Genomic DNA, 18,147 nt, shown 5'->3' on the forward strand with positions numbered 1-18,147 from the left:
TTCCGGTGTTGTTGTTCAGCCCTGTGCCGCGCCGAGCACATGCGCGATCGCCACTGACCCGAGGCCGATCATGTGGGCCATGCCCCAGCGCGCACCGGGGTGTTGGCGACCTTCGGCCTCGCCGCGGATCTGGCGCACGATCTCGGCGATCTGCCCGATGCCGGTGGGCCCGAGCGGATGGCCCATGCCGATCAGGCCGCCCGACGCGTTGATGGCGCAGCGCCCCCCGATGCGCGAGTCGCCGCGTTCCAGGTAGGCCGCGCCTTCGCCGGCGGCGCACACGCCCACGGCCTCGCTGTAGAGAAGCTCCTCGACCGAGAAGGCGTCGTGCAGTTCGAGCAGATCGAGTTCAGTCGCACCGATGCCGGCCTGCTCGAGCGCGGCCCGCGCGCTGGCGCGGACCAGTTCGACCGGCCCCTCGCCATAGCGGGTTTCGTCGCGCTCGCTGTTGGCGGCCGAGGCACGCACCCGGACGCAGCGTCTCGGATCGAGGCCGTGACGGGCGAGCGTGCGGCCCGACACGAGAAGAACGGCGGCGGCGCCTTCGCCGCGTGGGCAGCATTGCTGCACGGTGAGATCGCCCGCCACCTTGGGCGAGCCCAGCACTTGTTCGAGCGTGCGCGGCTTGCGGAACTGCGCATAGGGGTTGAGCGCCGCGTTGCCATGGTTCTTGACCGCAACCTTCGCCATCGATTCCATGCCGCCGCCGTGTTCACGCAGGTAGCTGCGCGCCATCAGCGCGAACTTGACCGCGGGAATGGTGGCGGTGTCGCTCAGGCGTTCCAATCCATCCTTGTTGGCCGCACGGCGGCCGTCGCCGTGCTTGTCCACACCCATGGCGAGCGCCACGTCGCTGATGCCGTGAGCCACTTCCATGCACGCCTGCCGGAAGGCGAACGACCCCGAGGCCGAAGCGTTCTCCACCTGCGTCACCGCGAGTCCGGTCGAGCCGAGGTGCCGGAACATGACGCGGCCCGCGGCCATCCCGATCGACGTGGTGCCGACGTAGGCGCTCTGCACCTGCTTCCATTCGAGGCCGGCATCGGACAGGGCGGCGCGCACGGCGGTCAGTCCGAGATGGGTGTAGGGCGTGTCGCTCGGGAACTGGTAGGGGTGCAGGCCGATGCCGACGACATACACGCCGCCATTTCCATCGAGCCAGTTCGTGCCGCCGCTCATGACCGGCCTCCGCTCGCATCCACAGGCACGAACTGGCAGCCGTAGTGCTCGCCCGAGGCGAGCGGCACCGCCATCGCGCGCATTGCCATGCCAGGCGCGAGCAGGCTCTCGTCGGTCACGCCGATCACACCTTCTTCCACCACCTGTTCGGCGATGCGGATGTCGCCCGCGATGCTCGGCGTGGGCAGGCCCGGGACCATCGCGACATGCAGCGTCACATACTCGAGCAAGGTGCCGCCTCCAGGCCGCGTGACCTGCGCGGAGGCGTCGACTGGATGGCCGCAGTGCATGCAGCCCGGCGCGTTGGCCGGAAAGCTCAGGGCCTGGCAGTGCGGACACTGCGCGAAAAGAAAATCGAGCGAGCGCCCGTCGGCAGCGAGCCGGTAGAGCGTCGGCCGCAGGGGCTGGAGCGTGGTCAGGTCTTGGGTCATGGGTTTGGAGATGCGGGAGACGTATCAGGGAAGGGTGGGAGAGGTCATTCGAGCTTGGCGCCGGACTGCTGGACGACGTCTCGCCAGCGCACGATCTCGGTCTTCACGAACTCGCCGAGCCGGGCGTCGCGCAGGTCCTTCATCGGCACGCTGCCGAACTTCTCGGTGACCTGCAGCATCTCGGGATCGACGATGGCCTGGGCGATCGCGTCGCCAAGCTTCTTCGCGATCTCCGGCGGGGTCTTGGCGGGCATGAACACCGCGCTCCAGGCAGACGACTCGGCGCGTGGGAAGCCGAGCTCACCCATGGTCGGCACCTCGGGCGCGACCGACAGGCGCGTCTTGCCAGTCATCGCGAGTGGCTTGAGCTTGCCTGCCTGCACGAAGGGCATGACGACCACCGGGTAGTCGAACATGAGGTCGAGGTTGCCCGACATCAGGTCGGTGAGCGCTGGGCTGCTGCCCTTGTAGGGCACGTGCGTCATCTTCGTGCCGGTGGCCACCTGGAACAGCTCCGCCGTCAGGTGCGTGCCGGTGCCCGCGCCGGCCGAGCCGAAGTTGAGTTTTCCGGGGTTCGCCTTGGCGTAGGCGATCAGCTCGGGCACGGTCTTGAAGGGCCGGTTCGGATTGATCACCAGGATCAGCGGTGTCTCGGACATCGCGTGCACCGGCACGAAGTCCTTCACGGGGTCGTAGCGAATGTTCTTGTAGAGCGCCAGATTGGCAGCCTGCGTGCCCTGGGTGCCGTAGATCATGGTGTAGCCGTCGGGCGGCTGGCGCGATGCCGCCTCCACGCCGATCGAGCCCCCGGCGCCGGGTCGGTTGTCGACCATCACCGGCTGACCCAGCTTGTCGCCAAGGATCTTGGCCAGCAGGCGTGAGGTGTTGTCCGTGATGCCACCGGGCGTGAACGGCACGACAAAGGTGATGGGTTTGGTCGGCCAGGTGTCGTTGGCCGCTCGGACGGGGCCGCCGAGCAGCGTGGCGGTGGCTGCCAGCCCCGCGAACGCGCGCTTCCAGAAGTTCTGCATGGCTTGTCTCCGGTTCGTTGTAGGTCTCGTTTATCTACGAGTGGTCGCAATATACTTCGACAGGCCGTAGAAAACAAGAGGAGATTCAGCGATGCGAGAACGCGTCAAAAAGCGGAAAGTCCTTTCTCAAGAATGAAGCCCCTCGAACGTCCCTTCGCTAATATTCGTGGATCTCTACGAAATACCGGAGGAAATATGCCCACCCTAGTCCCTGCCGCATCGCGCACCATGGCGTTGCTGGAGCTGTTCGCTCGCGAAAAGCGCGAGCTCTCCAACTCCGACCTCGCGCGACTGATGGACCTGCCCGAAAGCAGTTGTTCGGACCTGTTGCACACGCTGCATGAACTCGGCTATCTGCTGCGCACCGCGCGCAGCCGGCGCTTCTATCCGACCGCCCGGCTGCTGGCGGTGGCCAAGGAGATCTCGGCCAGCGACCCGCTCTATGCCGTGGCCTCCGAGGCCGCCGAGTTGCTGCGCGACAAGACCGGCGAGACCGGCCTGGTCGGCCGCGTGGAGAGTGGTGTGGTGAAGGTCCTGGCCTTTACCGAGGGCCGCCACCCGTTGCGGTACATGCAGAACCCAGGCGACAAGCTCAGTCTGCACGTCTCGGCGCTCGGCAAGGCAGTCCTCGCCCTAGGCACGCCCGAGGAGGCAGCGCGTCAGCTTCGGCTCAAGCCGCTGCGCCAGCTTGCCGAAGGCACCATCACCGATCTCGCCGCGCTCGAGGCCCAAGTCGCCCAGGCGCGTGCGCAGGGCTGGATCTGGGTCGAGAACGAAGGCGGCGACGGGCTTGCAGCCCTGGCCGTTGCCGGCTACGTGGGCGGCGAGCCGATCGCGCTCTCTGTCGCCGGTCCCACCGACCGCCTGCGCCAGCAGCGCGAACCCTTCCTGGCCGCCCTGCAGGAAGTGCAGGCGCTGGTCTTTCGTCCCCGCAACGCCAAGGAGCCTGGCGCTTCATAGACGCGCCGGGCGCATGGCGTGCGTCTTTTCCTTCCAACGCTTCACAGGAGACATCTCGATGAATTTCACCCCCGACGCCGACCAAGAACTACTGCGCGACAGCATCCGGCGCTTCATGAAAACCGAGGTGGCGCCCCTGGTGGCGAAGCACGATGTGGAGAAGACCTTTCCCTTCGAGCTCATGAAGGAACTGGCGCAGTTCGGCTACATCGGCGGTCGTCTGTCCGAGGCCGAGGGTGGCATGGGTTTGGACCAGCTCACCTGGGCCATGCTGATGGAAGAGGCGGGCTACACCTGGCTGTCGCTGCGCACCATGCTCAACATCACCAACGGGCCGATCCACAAGCTCGCCACTGAGGGCACCGCAGCGCAGAAGGAGCGCTTTCTCAAGCCGCTGCTGGCCAGCGACCGGAGTGTTTTCACTGCCATCAGCGAGCCGGGCACCGGCTCGAACATCGCGCAGGTCCAGACCCGCGCCGACCTGCAGGGCGATCACTATGTGCTCAACGGGCGCAAGCTGTGGATCACCAACGGCGCCTTCGCCGATTTCGGCATCGTGGTGGCGCGCACCTTCAGTCCCGACTGCCAGGGGCAGCTGTCGACCTTCCTCGTGGAGCGCGAGGTCTCGCCCTTCGAGTCGAGGCGCGTTGACACGATGGTCCTTCGCAGCACTGGCACGGCCGAACTGAGCTTCGACAACGTGAAGGTGCCGCGCGAGAACCTGCTGGGTGAGGAGGGCAGTGCGCTCAAGCGCATGCTCGTGGGCCTGGATGCCGCGCGGGTGAACATCGCGATGGGCGCGGTGGGTGCCGCGCGCTCGGCGCTCGAGCTCTCGATCGACTATGCGCGCACGCGCACCCAGTTTGGCAAGCCGATCGGCAGCTTCCAGTTGGTGCAGAAACTGATCGTCGACATGACGGTGCGCGTCGAAGCCGCCCGTGCGCTGGCGCTGCGCGCCGCCTCGGCGCTCGATGCGAACCAGAGCGACGCGCGCATGGCCTGCTCGATCGCCAAGCTCTACGCCACCGAGGCAGCGCACGAGGTCGCTAGCATGGCGCTGCAGGTGCACGGCGGCCTCGGCTATTCCACCGACTACCCGATCGAGCGGATCTTCCGCGACACCCGCGGCGGCACCATCCCCGAGGGCACGACGGAGGTCCAGACGCTGATCGTCGGGCGCGAGATCCTTGGCATGTCGGCCATCGCCTGAGCGGGAGGAGCACGGCATGCATTCCCGCCAAGACAAAGGCCCCGTCGACATAGCGCGCCTGATCCGGCCGCGTTCCATCGCGCTGGTCGGCGCTTCCGAGCGAGAAGGAAGCATCGGCGAGCGCACCATGACCAATCTGGTGCGGCATTCCGAATTCGACGGCGAGGTCTACCTCGTCAATCCCACCAAGGCCGAGATCCGCGGCCGCCAGTGCTGGCCCAGCGTGGCTGCGCTGCCGGCCACGCCCGACGTGGCGGTGGTGGCCGTGCCCGCCAGTGGCGTGCTGGCGGTGATCGAGGAATGCGTCGCACGCGGCGTGGGCTTCGCGGTGATCCTGAGTTCCGGCTTCGGCGAGGCCGGCGAGGAGGGCGAGCGCGAGCAGCTGCGCATGAAGGAGATTGCCGAGCGCGGCAACCTGCGCCTGTACGGCCCGAACTGCCCCGGGCTGACCAACGTCAACCACCGCCTCGGGCTGACCTTCTCGCCTTCTTTTCCCCACGACCTGACCAAGGGCCCGATCGGTCTGGCCACGCAGGGCGGTGGCCTGGGCCGCAACGTGATGCAGGCGATGGAACGCGGCATCGGCATCGGCCTGTGGGCCTCGACCGGCAACGAGGTCGACCTGCAGGTGGCCGACTTCATCCACTACATGGCCGACGCACCCGACATCAAGGTGGTGGTCACGCTGCTCGAAGGCATCAAGGACGGCGCGAAGTTCGCCACCGCGGTCCAGCGCTGTGCGGCCAACGGCAAGCCGGTGATCGGCCTGAAGGTCGGTCGCTCTGAGTACGGGCGCAAGGCGGCGCAGTCGCACACCGCGTCGCTCACCGGGTCGGCGGAGGTCAACAGTGCGGTGTTCCGGCAGTTCGGCGTGATCGAGGTGGACGACATCGACGAACTGGTCGACACCGCCTGGCTGTTCGCGCGCGCGATGCCGGGCGAGCAGGAGGCGCTGGGCATTTATTGCTCCTCGGGCGGAACCGCCGCCCTGACGGCCGATGCCGTGGGTGCCGCCGGGTTGACGCTGGCCACCTTCGCGCCGGCCACCACCGCGGTGCTGCGTGCCAAGCTCCCCGACTATGCGGCGATCGGCAACCCGGTCGACACCACCGCGATGGTGCTGAGCGACAAGACCGTGATCGAGACCACGCTGGGCTGCGTCGCGAACGATCCGCACACCGGCCTGACGATTGTGCCGATCGCGCTCGACTACGGCGAAACCACGACGCGCATGGCAGACAACATCATCAATGCGCAGAAGGACAGCGCTTCGCCCATCGTTCCGATCTGGATGAGCGACCGGCTCGGCGAGGGCTACCAGAAACTGGTGGCCGCGGGCTTTGCGCCGCCGCGTTCGGTGAACAAGGCCATCGCTGCGATCGAGCGCTGGGTGGCGTACGGGCGCTGGCGGCGCGCCAACCCACCGAACCCCGGCGCGGCCATCGTGCTGCCGACCATCGCGCCCGCGGGCGACTTCTTGACGCGCAGCCTGTCGGAGTCGCAGGCGAAGGCGCAGCTGAAGGACGCAGGCATTTCACTGCTGCCGCAGGGGCTCGGGACGTCGGTCGACCAGGCTTGTGCACTGGCCGATGGCATGGGCTACCCGGTGGTGGCGAAGGTTGCGAGCGCGCAGATCGTGCACAAGTCCGACATCGGCGGTGTGAAGGTCGGTCTGCAGGATGCAGCCCAGGTGCGTGAGGCTTGGCGCGACATCATGGCCGCGGCAGCCAGACACCAGCCCGAGGCAGCGGTCGACGGCCTGCTCATCGAGAAAATGGCGCCGCGCGGCGGCACGGAATTGATGGTGGGCGTTACACGCGACCCGGTGTTCGGACACGTCATGACCTTCGGCCTGGGGGGCATCTACGTCGAGGTGCTGCGCGACGTGACACGGCGCATGCTGCCCATTGGCGCACGCGATGCCGCGGCGATGGTGCGCGAGATCCGCAGCTTCGCGCTGCTCGACGGGGCGCGAGGACGGCCCAAGGCCGACCTGGCCGCGCTGGAGGCTCTGCTGGTCCGCGTGTCCGACTTCGTGGTCGCCCGCGCCGATCGCATCGAGGAGATGGACCTGAACCCGGTGTGGGTGGGCGCGACCGGCGAGGGCGCGCTGCCGCTCGACGCGGTGATCATCGAGCGCGTGCCGGCATGACGCCCGCTACCGAAACCCCCGTGCGGTCGCCCTTGGCCGGCATCGTGGTCATCGACTTCAGCGAGCTGCTGCCCGGGCCTTTCTTCACCCAGAACCTGGCCGAGCTCGGCGCGCGCGTGATCAAGATCGAACGCCCGCCGCACGGCGACAACGTGCGGCGGATGGGGCCGGGCGTCTTCGAGGCGGTCAACCGCGGCAAGCAAAGCCTGCTGGTCGACCTGAAGGACGAAGCGCAGCGCGCCCAGGTGCGTGCGCTGATCGCCGACGCCGACGTGGTGGTGGAGTCGTACAGGCCCGGTGTGATGGCACGGCTTGGGCTCGACGCGGCCAGCCTGCGTGCCGAGTTCCCGAGGCTGGTGTACGTGTCCCTCAGCGGCTATGGGCAGGAGGGCCCCTGGGCTGACCTGCCGGGCCACGACATCAACTATCTCGCGGCGGCCGGCGTGCTGGCTGTCTCGGGTGTGCCCGGCGACGGTCCGGCCCAGAGCTTCGGCCTGCCGGTGGCAGACCTGTGCGGCGCCATGTACGCGCTGTCGTCCACGCTGGCGGCGCTGCTGCAGCGCCAACACACCGGGCAGGGCCAGCATCTGGACGTGGCACTGGCCGACTGCGCGCTCCACTGGATGAATCCCCGTCTGGGCACCTGGCGGTCCTCGGGAGACGATAGCCTGGAAGCGCAGCGCGAGGCCACGTTGGTGAAAGCTGCCTACGGCGCCTTCCTGTGCCGGGACGGCCGGCATGTGTCGGTCGCCGCGCTGGAAGACCACTTCTGGTCTCGACTGTGCGAGGCGATCGACCTCTCGCCCTACGGCGGCGAGGCCTACCGATCGCACGGCGCGCGCAAGAAGGCGGCGCTGGCCATCAATGCGCGTATCGCGCAGGCGCTCGGTGCGATGGACGCCGAGGCGGCCTTCGCGTTGCTGCAGCAGCACGACGTGCCCGTCGCGCCCGTGGTCGAACCCGCGGCGCTGACGGCGCTGCCGCAGTTTGCCCAAAGGGGCAAGTTCGATGGCGATGCACCGCTGGCGCTGGCGCGCTACCCAGTGCCGATGGCCGGCGTCGCAGCCGAGGGCCCGGGTGCCGCGCCGCCACTCGACAGTGCGCGCGCTGAGCAGACATGACAGCACCGGTCTTTGGCACCCGCATCACCGAACTGCTCGGGATCGACCACCCGATCCTGGGCGGTGGGCTCATGTGGCTGTCCGACGCCCGCTATGTCGCAGCGCTGGTCAATGCCGGCTGCATGGGGTTCATCACGCCGCGCTCCTTCGAGGGCGACGAGGCCTTCGCGGCCGCGCTGGCGCAATGCAGCGAACTCACCGGGGGCCGTGCCTTCGGCGTGAACCTCACGCTGTCCAAGCGCCCCGAAGCCAACTCGGCCGTACGGCGCTGGATGGACATCGCGCTCGCGCACGGTGTTCGACACTTCGAGACAGCCGGCTACGCGCCCGGCGAACTGATCGGCACGCTGCATGCGGCCGGCGCCGTGGTGGTCCACAAGGCGCCCGGACTTCGGCATGCGCTTGCGGCGGAGCGCGCGGGCGCGGACGCGGTGGCCGTGGTCGGCATGGAAGAGGGCGGTCATCCGGGTGCCAACGAACTGCCGACGATGCTGCTCGGCGCGCTCGCGGCCGAGCAGCTGCGCGTGCCGGTGGTGCTCGCCGGCGGCATCGGCCATGGACGGCAGCTCGCGGCCGTGCTGGCCCAGGGGCTCGAAGGCGTGCTCATCGGCACGCGTTTCCTCGTGGCCGAGGAGATCGCCACGCACGACGCCTACAAGCAGCACCTGCTGGGCTGCGACGAGCACGCGACCGTCCGGCTTCTGCACACGCTGGGCAACACCTGGCGCGTGCTCGCCAACGACACGGCGCGCGAGGTCGGCGAGATCGAGCGCGCGGGCGCGAACGACCATACGGCCTTCGGCGGCCTCATCGATGGCCGCGTGACACGCGACCACTGTTATGCGCAGGGCGACTGGCAACGCGGCATGGTGTCGCTGGGGCCGTCGATCGCTTTTGCACAGCGCATCGAGCCGCTGGCCGACATCGTGGCGGACCTGCTGGCGCAGGCCCAGTCCGCGCTGGCGCGTGTTCCGTCCCTGCTCCGTCCCCAACTCACATCGGAATCGCCATGACGTCACGCCTTCCTTTTCTCGACCGCCTGGCCGTGCCGGTGATCGCCGCCCCCATGCTGCGCGTCTCGGGCATCGAGCTGGTCTCGGCGGCCTGCCGTGCCGGTGTGGTCGGCGCGTTCCCAACCGCGAACGCCGAATCGCTCGAGACCTTCGATGCCTGGATGCAGCGCCTGGTCGAGGAAGCTGACGCCGGCAGAGCCGACGGCCGGCCCCACGCGCCGTGGTGCCCCAACCTCATCATGCGGCGCGATCCGGCACGGGTGCGGGCCGAGGTCGAGCTGATCGTGCGCCACCGCGCCGAAGTGGTGATCACCAGCGTGGGTTCGCCGGCCGCAGTGATTCCCGCGCTGCACGACGGCGGCTGCATCGTGCTGGCGGACGTGGCCTCGATGCATCATGCACGGCGTGCCATCGAAGCCGGTGCCGATGGCCTGGTGCTGCTGACCGCGGGCGCGGGCGGCCACACGGGCTGGGCCAATCCCTTGGCGTTCGTGCGCGAGGTGCGCGGTTTCTTCGACGGTCCGCTGGTGCTGGCTGGTGGGCTCTCCGACGGCGTGGCGTTGCGCGCGGCGACGGTCCTCGGCTGCGACCTGGGCTCCATGGGCACCCGCTTCATCGCGAGCGCGGAGAGCCTGGCTTCCGAGCCCTACAAGCAGATGCTCGCCACGAGTTCACTCGACGATGTGATGACCACCCGTGCCTTCACCGGCCTGCCGGCCAATTTCCTGCGGCCTGCGGTGATCCGCTGCGGGCTGGACCCCGACGCTTTGGATGAAGGCGTGAGCGTCCAGGAGGCTCGCCGTCGATTCGGAGGCGGTTCCGAAGGCGCGACCATTCAGCGCTGGGCCGATCTGTGGAGCGCCGGACATTCCGTATCCGGCGTGGCTGGTACGCGCACCGTGGCAGAGATTGTGGGGGAGATTGAGGCCGAGTTCTCCCTCTCAGCGAAGGCGACAAATCTCATCTGCCGCCAAAGCCAGCCATTTGGCTGTTCACTTAAATGAACCCGGTAACCCTTGGTCGAGGGAATGACTTGTCAGTTTGCGCATTCCGCTGCCCGCCAGCCTGCTCCAAGTACTCTACAAACGCGTCGAAGGCATCCAACAAGGGCTGGAACCGCGCCGCATCGCCTTCCAGTTGGCCCAAGGCGTAGCAGGTCGCCTCCAGCGTGGACAGTTGGTCAGGCCCATGGGCTTTGCGGATACGGTAGTGCGAAGGCGGCAGGTTGCGCAGGGCCAAGCGGGGCAACTGTTGCAGTGGCGGGCTTTGGTAGAGCATCTTTCGGCTTTTGCGCCAGGTGCCGTCCAGCACGACCAGACGCAGGCGCGACTGGGCTTGCCGCCACTCGGGCGGTAGCGGGGGTGGGACCCGCAGGTCTGGGGCGGTATCTTGCTGACTGTCCGGGTACAGCAGCAGCGTGTGCTTGCCGTCCACAGGCCAGACCGGCGCGGCAAATGCCTCACCCACCACCAAGCGGCAGTGCGCCAAGCTCAGCTGCAGCAGGCGAGCACTGCCTTTGGCCTGGTGTAGCTCCAGTGGGTGCTGCAGCACTAGTACCTCCACCGCGTGGGCGGTGGGCGCGACCCAGCGGCAAATGCAGGCGCTGACCGGCCTCAGGCACGCGGTGCACTGGGGGCGTGCGACTAAAGCGGTGGTGGACATGGCTGGTTTTTACTTAGCGCGCCTGGCTGGACAGTGCGCGGACAGGGATGTCTCTCAGCTTTGGCGCGACGACCGGCAGCTTTGGACAAAGTCGGAAGACGCTTCGGGCCCTTGCCAGCCAACCGGTACGCTCACGACGCCTGCACGTCTGCTGACCTCGGCCAATCGGCATGAACTGCTTGCGGCTCAATGAACCCGCAGAACCTCGAAACGCTGTCGTATAGGAGCGACCTGTATCGAAAGCTCATCACCCTCGCATTTACCCAGCATGGCCCTGCCGAAAGGTGCTTCGCTGCTGATGACCTGAATGAGCTGAGCGCCGCTGAGCAACTTCATGCTGCCCCCGTCCGGGCCGAGAAAGAGCTGCTGCTGCTTGTCATGGGAATCGACGAGGCAGACCAGCGCGCCGAGTTGTATACCTTTGCTGGCGTCGTAGGGACGCGGACGGAATTGGCGCCAGTTTGCCATTGCTTGGCGGATAGCCTCGGCGCGCCGAGCTTGCCCGGTGGCCAGGTAGGCGGCTTCGAGCCCCAATGTGTCGTACTTGTTTTCGGCGATGTTTTCTTCGTGGGTCGCCGTTTCATGGGCCGCCCGCACCGCTTTTTCGACTTAAAGCAGGTCTTCAGCGAGCCGTTCCAGCACCTGCTGTTGCAGCAAGAATTTATCCATGACGAAAGGTAGGCATCTCGAACAAGTAGGGGACAGTGCCGATTATGTAGGGCTCCACCAGCCTTCGACGCCTCTGTTGCCTGCAGGTCAACCTCAGGGTGCCGCCAGGTCATCTGTGGCACGATGCGGCGCGCAGCAGACATTCAGCGGGCCGCGCCGATTGACCGCAACGTCTGGAGGAGTCGGCCGGCGGCAGTCCGCAGTGCAGCGGTCGGAGTCACTTGTCGATCAACCCCGAGTTCACGGTCTCGGCCCCATTGCGGTCATTGAGCCACGCTGACCTGCAGAGAGCGAACTACAGTAAGCGGTCGGAACCAGCCGTGGTACCAGGGAGTCTGACTACCGGGAAGTGCGTTTTCAATAGCTAGCCGAATTCAGCTACGTTACCGCATTGCGCTGCGCGCGATCCACGCACGTTTCGTTAGTGGCGCAAACACTGTCGATGTTCGCGGCGAAAAAAACTCTGCGCAACTACTCACGATTCCGCCACGCGCGCTTGGCCGACATGCGCTCTTCGAGTAGTTCTTCGTCAGTCAGGTGCAGCAGGGTGTAAATGCCCTCTGCGAATCGGATCGAGTGCTCTTGCAAGTTGCGGTCTTCGCTCACCGAGTCAAACCACGCCTCCGCGGGCATCTTTCCCTGGCGCTTCGTGAGTTCGGTCGCATGCACCAGATCGCTAGCGAAACTGTCACCGTCGATGCCTGTTTTGATCCAAAGGTGCTCGGGCACACGCCGCGAGCGTGAAGTCCACCGGCGCGCATTGCCGACGCCTGTGAAAACTAGCACAACGGGCTCGCCGGATAGCTCCACGTAACGTATTGCGGCGGCCGGAAAGCTGGACCGGAACGTCGCTGCCAACTTGCTCACCAGCGACAGCGAGACGCTGCCCTTGTTCATTTGGATGGCTTCCTTGAACAAGCCGGTGGGCATCATCAGCGTAGAGGCATAGTCATCAGCCTCCCGTTCCTTGCTCTTTGCAGCCTTGTCTAGGGCTCGTTCTTCAATGCGGCAGGAAAAACTTTGCCCCCGATGCTGTTCCCAATGCCCGATCTCGTGTGCAATCGAAAACCGGCGCCGCTCCGGGGACACGCCCGTGGTCACTGTCACGATTCCCTTATCGCCGTATCCAACAAGGCTAGCCTCGCAGCCCGTCAGGGCCCGATCGCGCACCTCCAAGCCTGCCTCGAAGGCGATCACCTCTAGATCGATGTCGTCGGGGCTGTCGACATAGCAACGCTCCAGTAACTCTTCGGGTCGCCGCATGTGGACCTACCGTTTCAATTCCTCGATCTGCCAGAACAAGTCTAAGACCTCTTCGTCGGTCATATTCTTTGGGTCTCGATTCCGCGCGGCAAGGGTCAACCGCGCATCGTTGGCAGCCTGCATCTGTGCGAGGCGCTGACGTGCGAGGTCCACCGTCACAGTTGAATCACGTGGCGTCGTCGTGCGGGCATGCGCCGACGTCATCTTCTCGCGGAGTCGTGCACGTCGCAGAGCTCGAGACTGGGCGAAGCCATCGTCGACGGCCTTCTTGCCCTTCTGTGCAACTATGGCCGGGTCCAAGCCCAGTTCCTTGAGTTCCGCGTCGATCTCACTCTCGCTCATTGCCATAAGGTCCTCGAGCGCGAGCTGCCAGACGCTGGAGAGCTGCTTCCTTGCATCAGGCTTTGTCATGCGTCTCTCCTATAGCCCGCCATCCGGCGCGCGATGAGCCGCAGCACAGAGGCGAGCTCGCCGCCATCCACCCCCGCCGCCTCGGCCAGCGCAGCGCCCTTGAGGCCCTCCGCGCGCCCAATGATGACGAGCTGCGCTTCTTCCCGGTCGGAAAACAATTCCAATATTGCATTCATTTCCTGCTTGAAAGCCAGCTCCTGTTCGGGGCTGACCGCTTCGGCGCCCTCAGGCACCACCAATAACTCCAACGGATCCTGCGCATCACCTTCGTCGGACTTAACCAGCTCTTCCAGACTGATCTCAGGCTTGCGCTTGCGCCGCTTGTGCCAGCTCGACGCGATGCTGCGCATAGTGCCGAAGACATTTACGTCGATCGGCACCGTGCGACTCAGCTTCCGGTCGCCGGCCAAAATGCGCATCACCGCCTCGCGCAGCAGATCCTGCGGTTCGACCGGTAGTCCCTTGAGCAGGCGAGCAGCCCACAGGATCCACCGCTTCAGGTCGGCGTTGCTGGACATGTTGCCGTCGATCCAGGCCTGGAACTCGTCGGCTGTCCATTGATCGTCCGCGTCCATCACGTCCTTCTTCCCGGTTACAACCAATTGCTCCCTCCGTCGCTTTCCTCGGACATCGCGCCGAAATGATTCCCGATTTCGGCTGGTCGTCACCGTCGAGCATAGGGCAAGCCCGCCCCCGTGCGTCCACCAATCGAGGGATCGCCTGCGGTCGATGTGGGCCGGGCTCGGGCTCGTCGGAATCCAGGCAAGTTGGAGCATTTCTACTCAGGAAGGGGGTGCTGCGCATGGTTGACCGACTTTTCTCGCCGGTGATGTCACGAAGCGGCGCCGACTGGAGCATTTAGAGGTACGGGCGCGGATTTCCTTCGCGGAACCCGAGATGCACTACTCAGAAAGGCTGCACATGAACCAGAAGCATGACGACAAACCCAAGACCTACAAATTCTTTGTGGGCCACGACAAGTTCGAGACCGACCAGCCGGCGCTGACCGGCGCGCAGATCAAGGCCTATGTGGCCGGCGTGCCGCCGGGCACCAAGCTGTCGCTGGAAGGCCACGGCAACGATCCCGATGTCATCATCGCCGATGACGAGACGGTCAGCCTGGACGAGCACCGCGGCGGGCCCCGCCGCTTCACCCTGGTGCCGCCGGCCAACTTCGGGTGATGCGCATGGGGCCGATCGACATTCACCTCGACCGACTGCACGCGCGCGAGCCGGGCATTCAGGTGCGTCAGCTGCCCGATGGCAGCCGATTGGTTTCCATCCCGCAGGTCACCCTGCCGGCAGGCTGGAACAAGCAACAGACGACTGTCCACCTCGTCGCGCCGCAGGGCTACCCGTTCGCGCAGCCGGATTGCTTCTGGACCGATGCAGACTTGCGCCTGAGCTCAGGCGCCGTGCCCCAGAACGCGGGGTTGGCCACTCCCATCCCACACCTGCCTGGCGAGCCCGCGCTGTGGTTCTCGTGGCATCTGCAGGTGTGGAACGCCGCTCGCGATGACCTGATGACGTGGTTCTCGGTGATCCGTCAGCGCTTGGCGCAGCCCGTATGAAGCGTGTCGCCATCCCCGCGGACACGCTGTCGACGTTGCACGCCTTGGCCGGTACGCTGCCCGTTGAGACCTGCGCCACGGGTTTCGTGCATGCAGCGCACTCGTTGGCCGGCGCGCCGCGCTTCACGGTGCAAGGCTTGGCCGTGGCGCCGGATGACGCCTATCTGGAACGCAGCGCCGTGCAGGCCTCGCTGAAGCCGGAGTTCATGCTCGAGATCGCTAACCGCGCGCGGGCAGCGGGTGCCGGTGTCGCCCTGCTGCACACGCACCCGGGTCTGCAGCCGCTGGAGGGCTTCTCGGCGGCGGACGATGCGGGCGAAGGGTCCTTGGCCTGCTACTTTCGGGCGCGCCTGCCCGAGGGCGACCACTTCGCGGCGGTGGTGACCCATGCGCATGTGCACATGCGTGAACTCGGCTGCGGTCCTGCGGCTGCGCCTTTCGCGGTGGGGCCGAGCGTGCGCGACTACGTGCAGAGCACCAGCGGCGTGGTCGATGGCCGCTATGACCGGCAAGTGCGCGCCTTCGGACCTGAAGGACAGGCCGTGCTGGAACGCCTGTCGGTCGCGATCGCCGGCCTCGGCGGCACCGGCTCAATCGTCGCGCAGCAGCTGGCCCATTTGGGCGTCGGCCGCCTGATGCTGATCGACCACGACGAGGTCGATACGAGCAATCTGAATCGCCTGCAGGGCGCGACGACCGGAGATGTCGGCCTTCCCAAGGTGGCGGTCGCCGCGCGCTCGATCTCAGCTATCAACCCGCGGGCCACGTGCGACCCCGTGGTCGGCGATGTAACGGACGCAGTGTTGGCCGAACGGCTCACGGATGTCGACTTCATCTTTGGTTGCACGGACTCGATGGCCAGTCGCGCTGTCCTCAACCAGTTGGCCTATCAGTACCTGATCCCAATGATTGACATGGGCGTGTCCATCCACGTCGAGGCTGGCCGGTTGGCTTCCGTGACCGGGCGCGTGCAGATGCTGGCGCCCGGGCTGGGCTGTCTGGTCTGTGCCGACGGAATCGATGGCCAGCAGGTGCGCTGGGAGATGATGAGCCCGGCCCAACGCCGGGCTGATCCGTACTTCGAGAATGCTTCCATTCCGCAGCCGGCCGTGATGCCGCTTAACGGGGTCGTCACGTCTGCGGCGGTGGCCATGTTCCTCTCCGCCATCACGTCCTACCCGGGCGAGGCGCGCCTGCTGCACTACGACGGCGTGCGCGGCTCGGTGCGCCCGCAGCGGCTGTCGCCGCGCCCGCATTGCATCGTGTGCTCTGAGGAAGGCGCCTTGGCACGAGGCCGCAGCTGGTCGCTGCCGGTACGCTCATGATGTTCCGTCAATCCCAACGCAGCAAGGTCCTGTGGCTGGGTGCATCGCCTCAGCCGGAGCATCAGATCGAGCATGCGAACCGCGGCCTGACCCTGTGCGAAGTGCCACTGGACAACTTCCAGCGCGACGGGCTCGACCTCGTGCATGCACGCGGCCTCGTGCTCTGTGCGATGCCACCGAAGGTGTCTGCCGTCACCGCAGTGCTCGACTGCGTTGTGCAGGCCCTGAATCACGGCCTGTACGTGGTCATCATGCTGGCCGACAGCCTGGCGCACGGCTTCGTGCAGCAGCAGCTCGAGAGACACCTGCCCAAGGGACCGGCGCGCGACCGTGTGCAGTACCGCGTCCGCCCCTCCGCTCCCGAAGTGGCGGAAATCTTTGCCCGGCACGACCCGGGGCACGCGATCAACCGTGCTTTGCAAATCCACAAGACCGACGACTTGGTGCTGACCGAGCCACAGGGCTTCCTGCTACAGCGGGCTTTTGCCGATTGCGTGTCAGTGACGCTGAGCACGCTGGCCGGCGGCCGGTCGGCGCTGACGGTGCTGGTGCAGGCCACGCTGTCGAATTCGATGGCCGGCCCGCACCCGTTGCCCTTCTTCGCCAAGCTGGACGCGGCAGCGCGCATCGTGACGGAGCGGGACTGCTACGAGCGCTACGCCGACAGCCACATCGCGTGGAATCTGCGGCCGAACCTGCAATCTGCCCGTTGTCTGGTGGGTACCGAACTTGGGATTCTGGTCGGCAGCTTCGTCACCAAGTCCGAGCCGCTGTGGACGCTGATCCTGCAAGGCCGGGCCGGGGGGGCCATCACCAGCCTGTTCAAGGACACCTTGGCGGGATGGCGTGATCCTGCGGCTGCCCTGCAGACCGAAACCGGGTCCATTGCGCCGGCCCTGTGCGGGGTCTTCGCGTACCAGAACGTGCGCAAACGCTATTTGCGCGCGGCGGCTCAACTCGGCGTCGTGCGCGAGCCGCAGGCCGTCTGGGAAGCGTTCCTGAACCTGCCCACCCGCACCTGGCGGAAGGCGCCCGTGCACGGTGACATGCACGCTGACAACGTGCGCGTGCGCGGCGACGATGCCATCATGATCGACTTGGCGCGCGTCACGCTAGGCCCCCCCAGCGCGGACCCGGCGTGCATGGAGGTCTGGATCGCGTTCCAGCGGCCGCCGGCCCATCACGCGGTCGACGAGGGCGAATGGCTAGCAACCGTGCGCGACCTGTTCAGCATACGGCACGTGCTGGCTCCGCCAGCCTCCGATCCGGCCGCGCCGCTCGCCTGGTTGCGCCAGGGGGTCCTTCATACGCGACAAGTCGCCTCGGCCAGCAGTCCGCCCATCGACTACGCCATCACACTGGCGCTGTACCTGCTGCGCCGCGCCATGTTCGAGCCGGACGCCGAAGCGCCGCAGGCCGACGAGGTGAGGCGCACGTGGGCCTGGATTCTGGGGTGCCAACTGCTCGAGGGCGTGCAGGCGCTCTCGCATGAGTATCGTGAGGCAGCATGAAGCAGCGCGCCAAGAGCTTGGATTTTCGCGGCCTGGTTGAACACCGTCATGAGGCCGAGGCGCGCCTGCTGGCGCCAGGACAGGCGGTTCTGGTGCGCCGCGGCGTGGACCGCTCGCTTGTATTGCGATGCCCCGATGGCTGCGGCGAGACGCTGACGATTAACGTAGACCGGCGTGCCGGCCCCGCGTGGCGCGTGTATGTGGAAGAACAAGCCTTGAGCCTCTACCCTTCCGTTTGGCGCAACACCAGTTGCAAGAGCCATTTCATAGTCTGGCGCTCCCGCATCTACTGGTGCGATTGGGACGAACCATTTCTGGCCACGACAGAGGATTTCGAGCAGCGTGTTCTGTCTACGCTCTCGAAGAATTGGCAGTCCTATTCTGCGGTTGCCGATCAGCTGTCAGCCGTTCCGTGGGCAGTATTGTCGGCATGCCAACGCCTGCATGCGCGTGGACTGGTACAGCGTGGCAACGGCGACGATCAGCACCGCTTTCGGCGAGTACATCCCTTGCCGACTGCGCGGTGAGTCCTCCTGCCGATACTGTGGCACTCCAGCGGCAATGACCGGTTGCTTCCGGCCAATTACGGCGGTTCGCCGCGCACGTCCACCAGTGTCTGGTGTCGGCGTGCGCGGTCT

Annotated in this window: 18 protein-coding genes and 1 pseudogene; 11 read left to right on the plus strand and 8 right to left on the minus strand. The window is 66.4% G+C overall.

What is annotated here, in order from left to right:
- Window positions 1-15: 15 nt before the first annotated feature.
- From N8A90_RS08480 to N8A90_RS08490, 3 genes are read right to left on the minus strand one after another with little or no spacing between them, the layout of a single operon-like run.
- A complete protein-coding gene (locus N8A90_RS08480; protein WP_262074290.1) occupies window positions 16-1,179 on the minus strand; it encodes a thiolase family protein in 1,164 nt (387 codons plus the stop codon).
- Window positions 1,176-1,610, minus strand: coding sequence for a zinc ribbon domain-containing protein (locus tag N8A90_RS08485; protein WP_262074292.1), 435 nt, complete (start codon window positions 1,608-1,610; stop codon window positions 1,176-1,178). The genes N8A90_RS08480 and N8A90_RS08485 overlap by 4 nt, the downstream gene beginning before the upstream one ends.
- 44 nt (window positions 1,611-1,654) lie before the next feature.
- Window positions 1,655-2,641, minus strand: coding sequence for a Bug family tripartite tricarboxylate transporter substrate binding protein (locus N8A90_RS08490; protein WP_262074293.1), 987 nt, complete (start codon window positions 2,639-2,641; stop codon window positions 1,655-1,657).
- A 195-nt stretch (window positions 2,642-2,836) separates the two neighbouring features.
- Here N8A90_RS08490 and N8A90_RS08495 point away from each other — a divergent pair, with 195 nt between their 5' ends.
- From N8A90_RS08495 to N8A90_RS08520, 6 genes are read left to right on the plus strand one after another with little or no spacing between them, the layout of a single operon-like run.
- Window positions 2,837-3,601: an IclR family transcriptional regulator gene (locus tag N8A90_RS08495; protein WP_262074294.1), complete on the plus strand. Its 765-nt coding sequence runs from the start codon at window positions 2,837-2,839 to the stop codon at window positions 3,599-3,601.
- Window positions 3,602-3,659: 58 nt separating this feature from the next.
- Window positions 3,660-4,811 carry an acyl-CoA dehydrogenase family protein gene (locus tag N8A90_RS08500; protein WP_262074295.1) on the plus strand — a complete coding sequence of 384 codons (1,152 nt, stop codon included), beginning with the start codon at window positions 3,660-3,662 and terminating at the stop codon, window positions 4,809-4,811.
- Window positions 4,812-4,827: 16 nt separating this feature from the next.
- A complete protein-coding gene (locus N8A90_RS08505) occupies window positions 4,828-6,963 on the plus strand; it encodes an acetate--CoA ligase family protein (RefSeq protein WP_262074296.1) in 2,136 nt (711 codons plus the stop codon).
- Window positions 6,960-8,084: a CaiB/BaiF CoA transferase family protein gene (locus N8A90_RS08510; protein WP_262074297.1), complete on the plus strand. Its 1,125-nt coding sequence runs from the start codon at window positions 6,960-6,962 to the stop codon at window positions 8,082-8,084. The genes N8A90_RS08505 and N8A90_RS08510 overlap by 4 nt, the downstream gene beginning before the upstream one ends.
- The gene (locus N8A90_RS08515) at window positions 8,081-9,097 is read left to right on the plus strand and encodes an NAD(P)H-dependent flavin oxidoreductase (RefSeq protein ID WP_262074299.1); all 1,017 of its coding nucleotides are present in this window, start codon (window positions 8,081-8,083) and stop codon (window positions 9,095-9,097) included. The genes N8A90_RS08510 and N8A90_RS08515 overlap by 4 nt, the downstream gene beginning before the upstream one ends.
- On the plus strand, window positions 9,094-10,101 hold the full coding sequence (locus N8A90_RS08520) for an NAD(P)H-dependent flavin oxidoreductase (protein WP_262074300.1): 1,008 nt from the start codon (window positions 9,094-9,096) through the stop codon (window positions 10,099-10,101). The genes N8A90_RS08515 and N8A90_RS08520 overlap by 4 nt, the downstream gene beginning before the upstream one ends.
- Here N8A90_RS08520 and N8A90_RS08525 read toward each other — a convergent pair.
- The 5 genes and pseudogenes from N8A90_RS08525 to N8A90_RS08545 form a co-directional block, all read right to left on the minus strand.
- On the minus strand, window positions 10,094-10,759 hold the full coding sequence (locus tag N8A90_RS08525; RefSeq protein ID WP_262074301.1) for a tRNA-uridine aminocarboxypropyltransferase: 666 nt from the start codon (window positions 10,757-10,759) through the stop codon (window positions 10,094-10,096). The genes N8A90_RS08520 and N8A90_RS08525 overlap by 8 nt on opposite strands.
- 186 nt (window positions 10,760-10,945) lie before the next feature.
- Window positions 10,946-11,428: pseudogene (locus tag N8A90_RS08530) on the minus strand (GreA/GreB family elongation factor).
- 471 nt (window positions 11,429-11,899) lie between these two features.
- The gene (locus tag N8A90_RS08535; RefSeq protein WP_262074302.1) at window positions 11,900-12,691 is read right to left on the minus strand and encodes an ImmA/IrrE family metallo-endopeptidase; all 792 of its coding nucleotides are present in this window, start codon (window positions 12,689-12,691) and stop codon (window positions 11,900-11,902) included.
- A 6-nt stretch (window positions 12,692-12,697) separates the two neighbouring features.
- Window positions 12,698-13,102 carry a hypothetical protein gene (locus tag N8A90_RS08540; protein WP_262074303.1) on the minus strand — a complete coding sequence of 135 codons (405 nt, stop codon included), beginning with the start codon at window positions 13,100-13,102 and terminating at the stop codon, window positions 12,698-12,700.
- On the minus strand, window positions 13,099-13,677 hold the full coding sequence (locus tag N8A90_RS08545; protein WP_262074304.1) for a hypothetical protein: 579 nt from the start codon (window positions 13,675-13,677) through the stop codon (window positions 13,099-13,101). Before N8A90_RS08545 ends, N8A90_RS08540 begins: the two co-directional genes overlap by 4 nt.
- Before the next feature lie 346 nt (window positions 13,678-14,023).
- On the opposite strand from N8A90_RS08545, the gene N8A90_RS08550 reads away from it, so the two are divergent.
- Genes N8A90_RS08550 through N8A90_RS08570 form a run of 5 tightly spaced genes read left to right on the plus strand, consistent with a single transcriptional unit; the run spans window position 14,024 to window position 18,036 of the window.
- The gene (locus N8A90_RS08550) at window positions 14,024-14,284 is read left to right on the plus strand and encodes a multiubiquitin domain-containing protein (RefSeq protein ID WP_262074305.1); all 261 of its coding nucleotides are present in this window, start codon (window positions 14,024-14,026) and stop codon (window positions 14,282-14,284) included.
- Window positions 14,285-14,289: 5 nt separating this feature from the next.
- Window positions 14,290-14,673 (plus strand): E2/UBC family protein, encoded by a 384-nt coding sequence (locus N8A90_RS08555; RefSeq protein ID WP_262074306.1) that lies wholly within the window; start codon window positions 14,290-14,292, stop codon window positions 14,671-14,673.
- Window positions 14,670-15,998 (plus strand): HesA/MoeB/ThiF family protein, encoded by a 1,329-nt coding sequence (locus tag N8A90_RS08560; protein WP_262074307.1) that lies wholly within the window; start codon window positions 14,670-14,672, stop codon window positions 15,996-15,998. Before N8A90_RS08555 ends, N8A90_RS08560 begins: the two co-directional genes overlap by 4 nt.
- Window positions 15,995-17,509 (plus strand): aminoglycoside phosphotransferase family protein, encoded by a 1,515-nt coding sequence (locus tag N8A90_RS08565; RefSeq protein WP_262074308.1) that lies wholly within the window; start codon window positions 15,995-15,997, stop codon window positions 17,507-17,509. Before N8A90_RS08560 ends, N8A90_RS08565 begins: the two co-directional genes overlap by 4 nt.
- Entirely contained in the window at window positions 17,506-18,036 is a 531-nt protein-coding gene (locus tag N8A90_RS08570) for a DUF6527 family protein (protein ID WP_262074309.1), read from the plus strand. Before N8A90_RS08565 ends, N8A90_RS08570 begins: the two co-directional genes overlap by 4 nt.
- Window positions 18,037-18,147 lie beyond the last annotated feature (111 nt).

This window comes from Variovorax sp. N23 (genome assembly GCF_025486315.1).
Taxonomy (GTDB): Bacteria; Pseudomonadota; Gammaproteobacteria; order Burkholderiales; family Burkholderiaceae_C; genus Variovorax.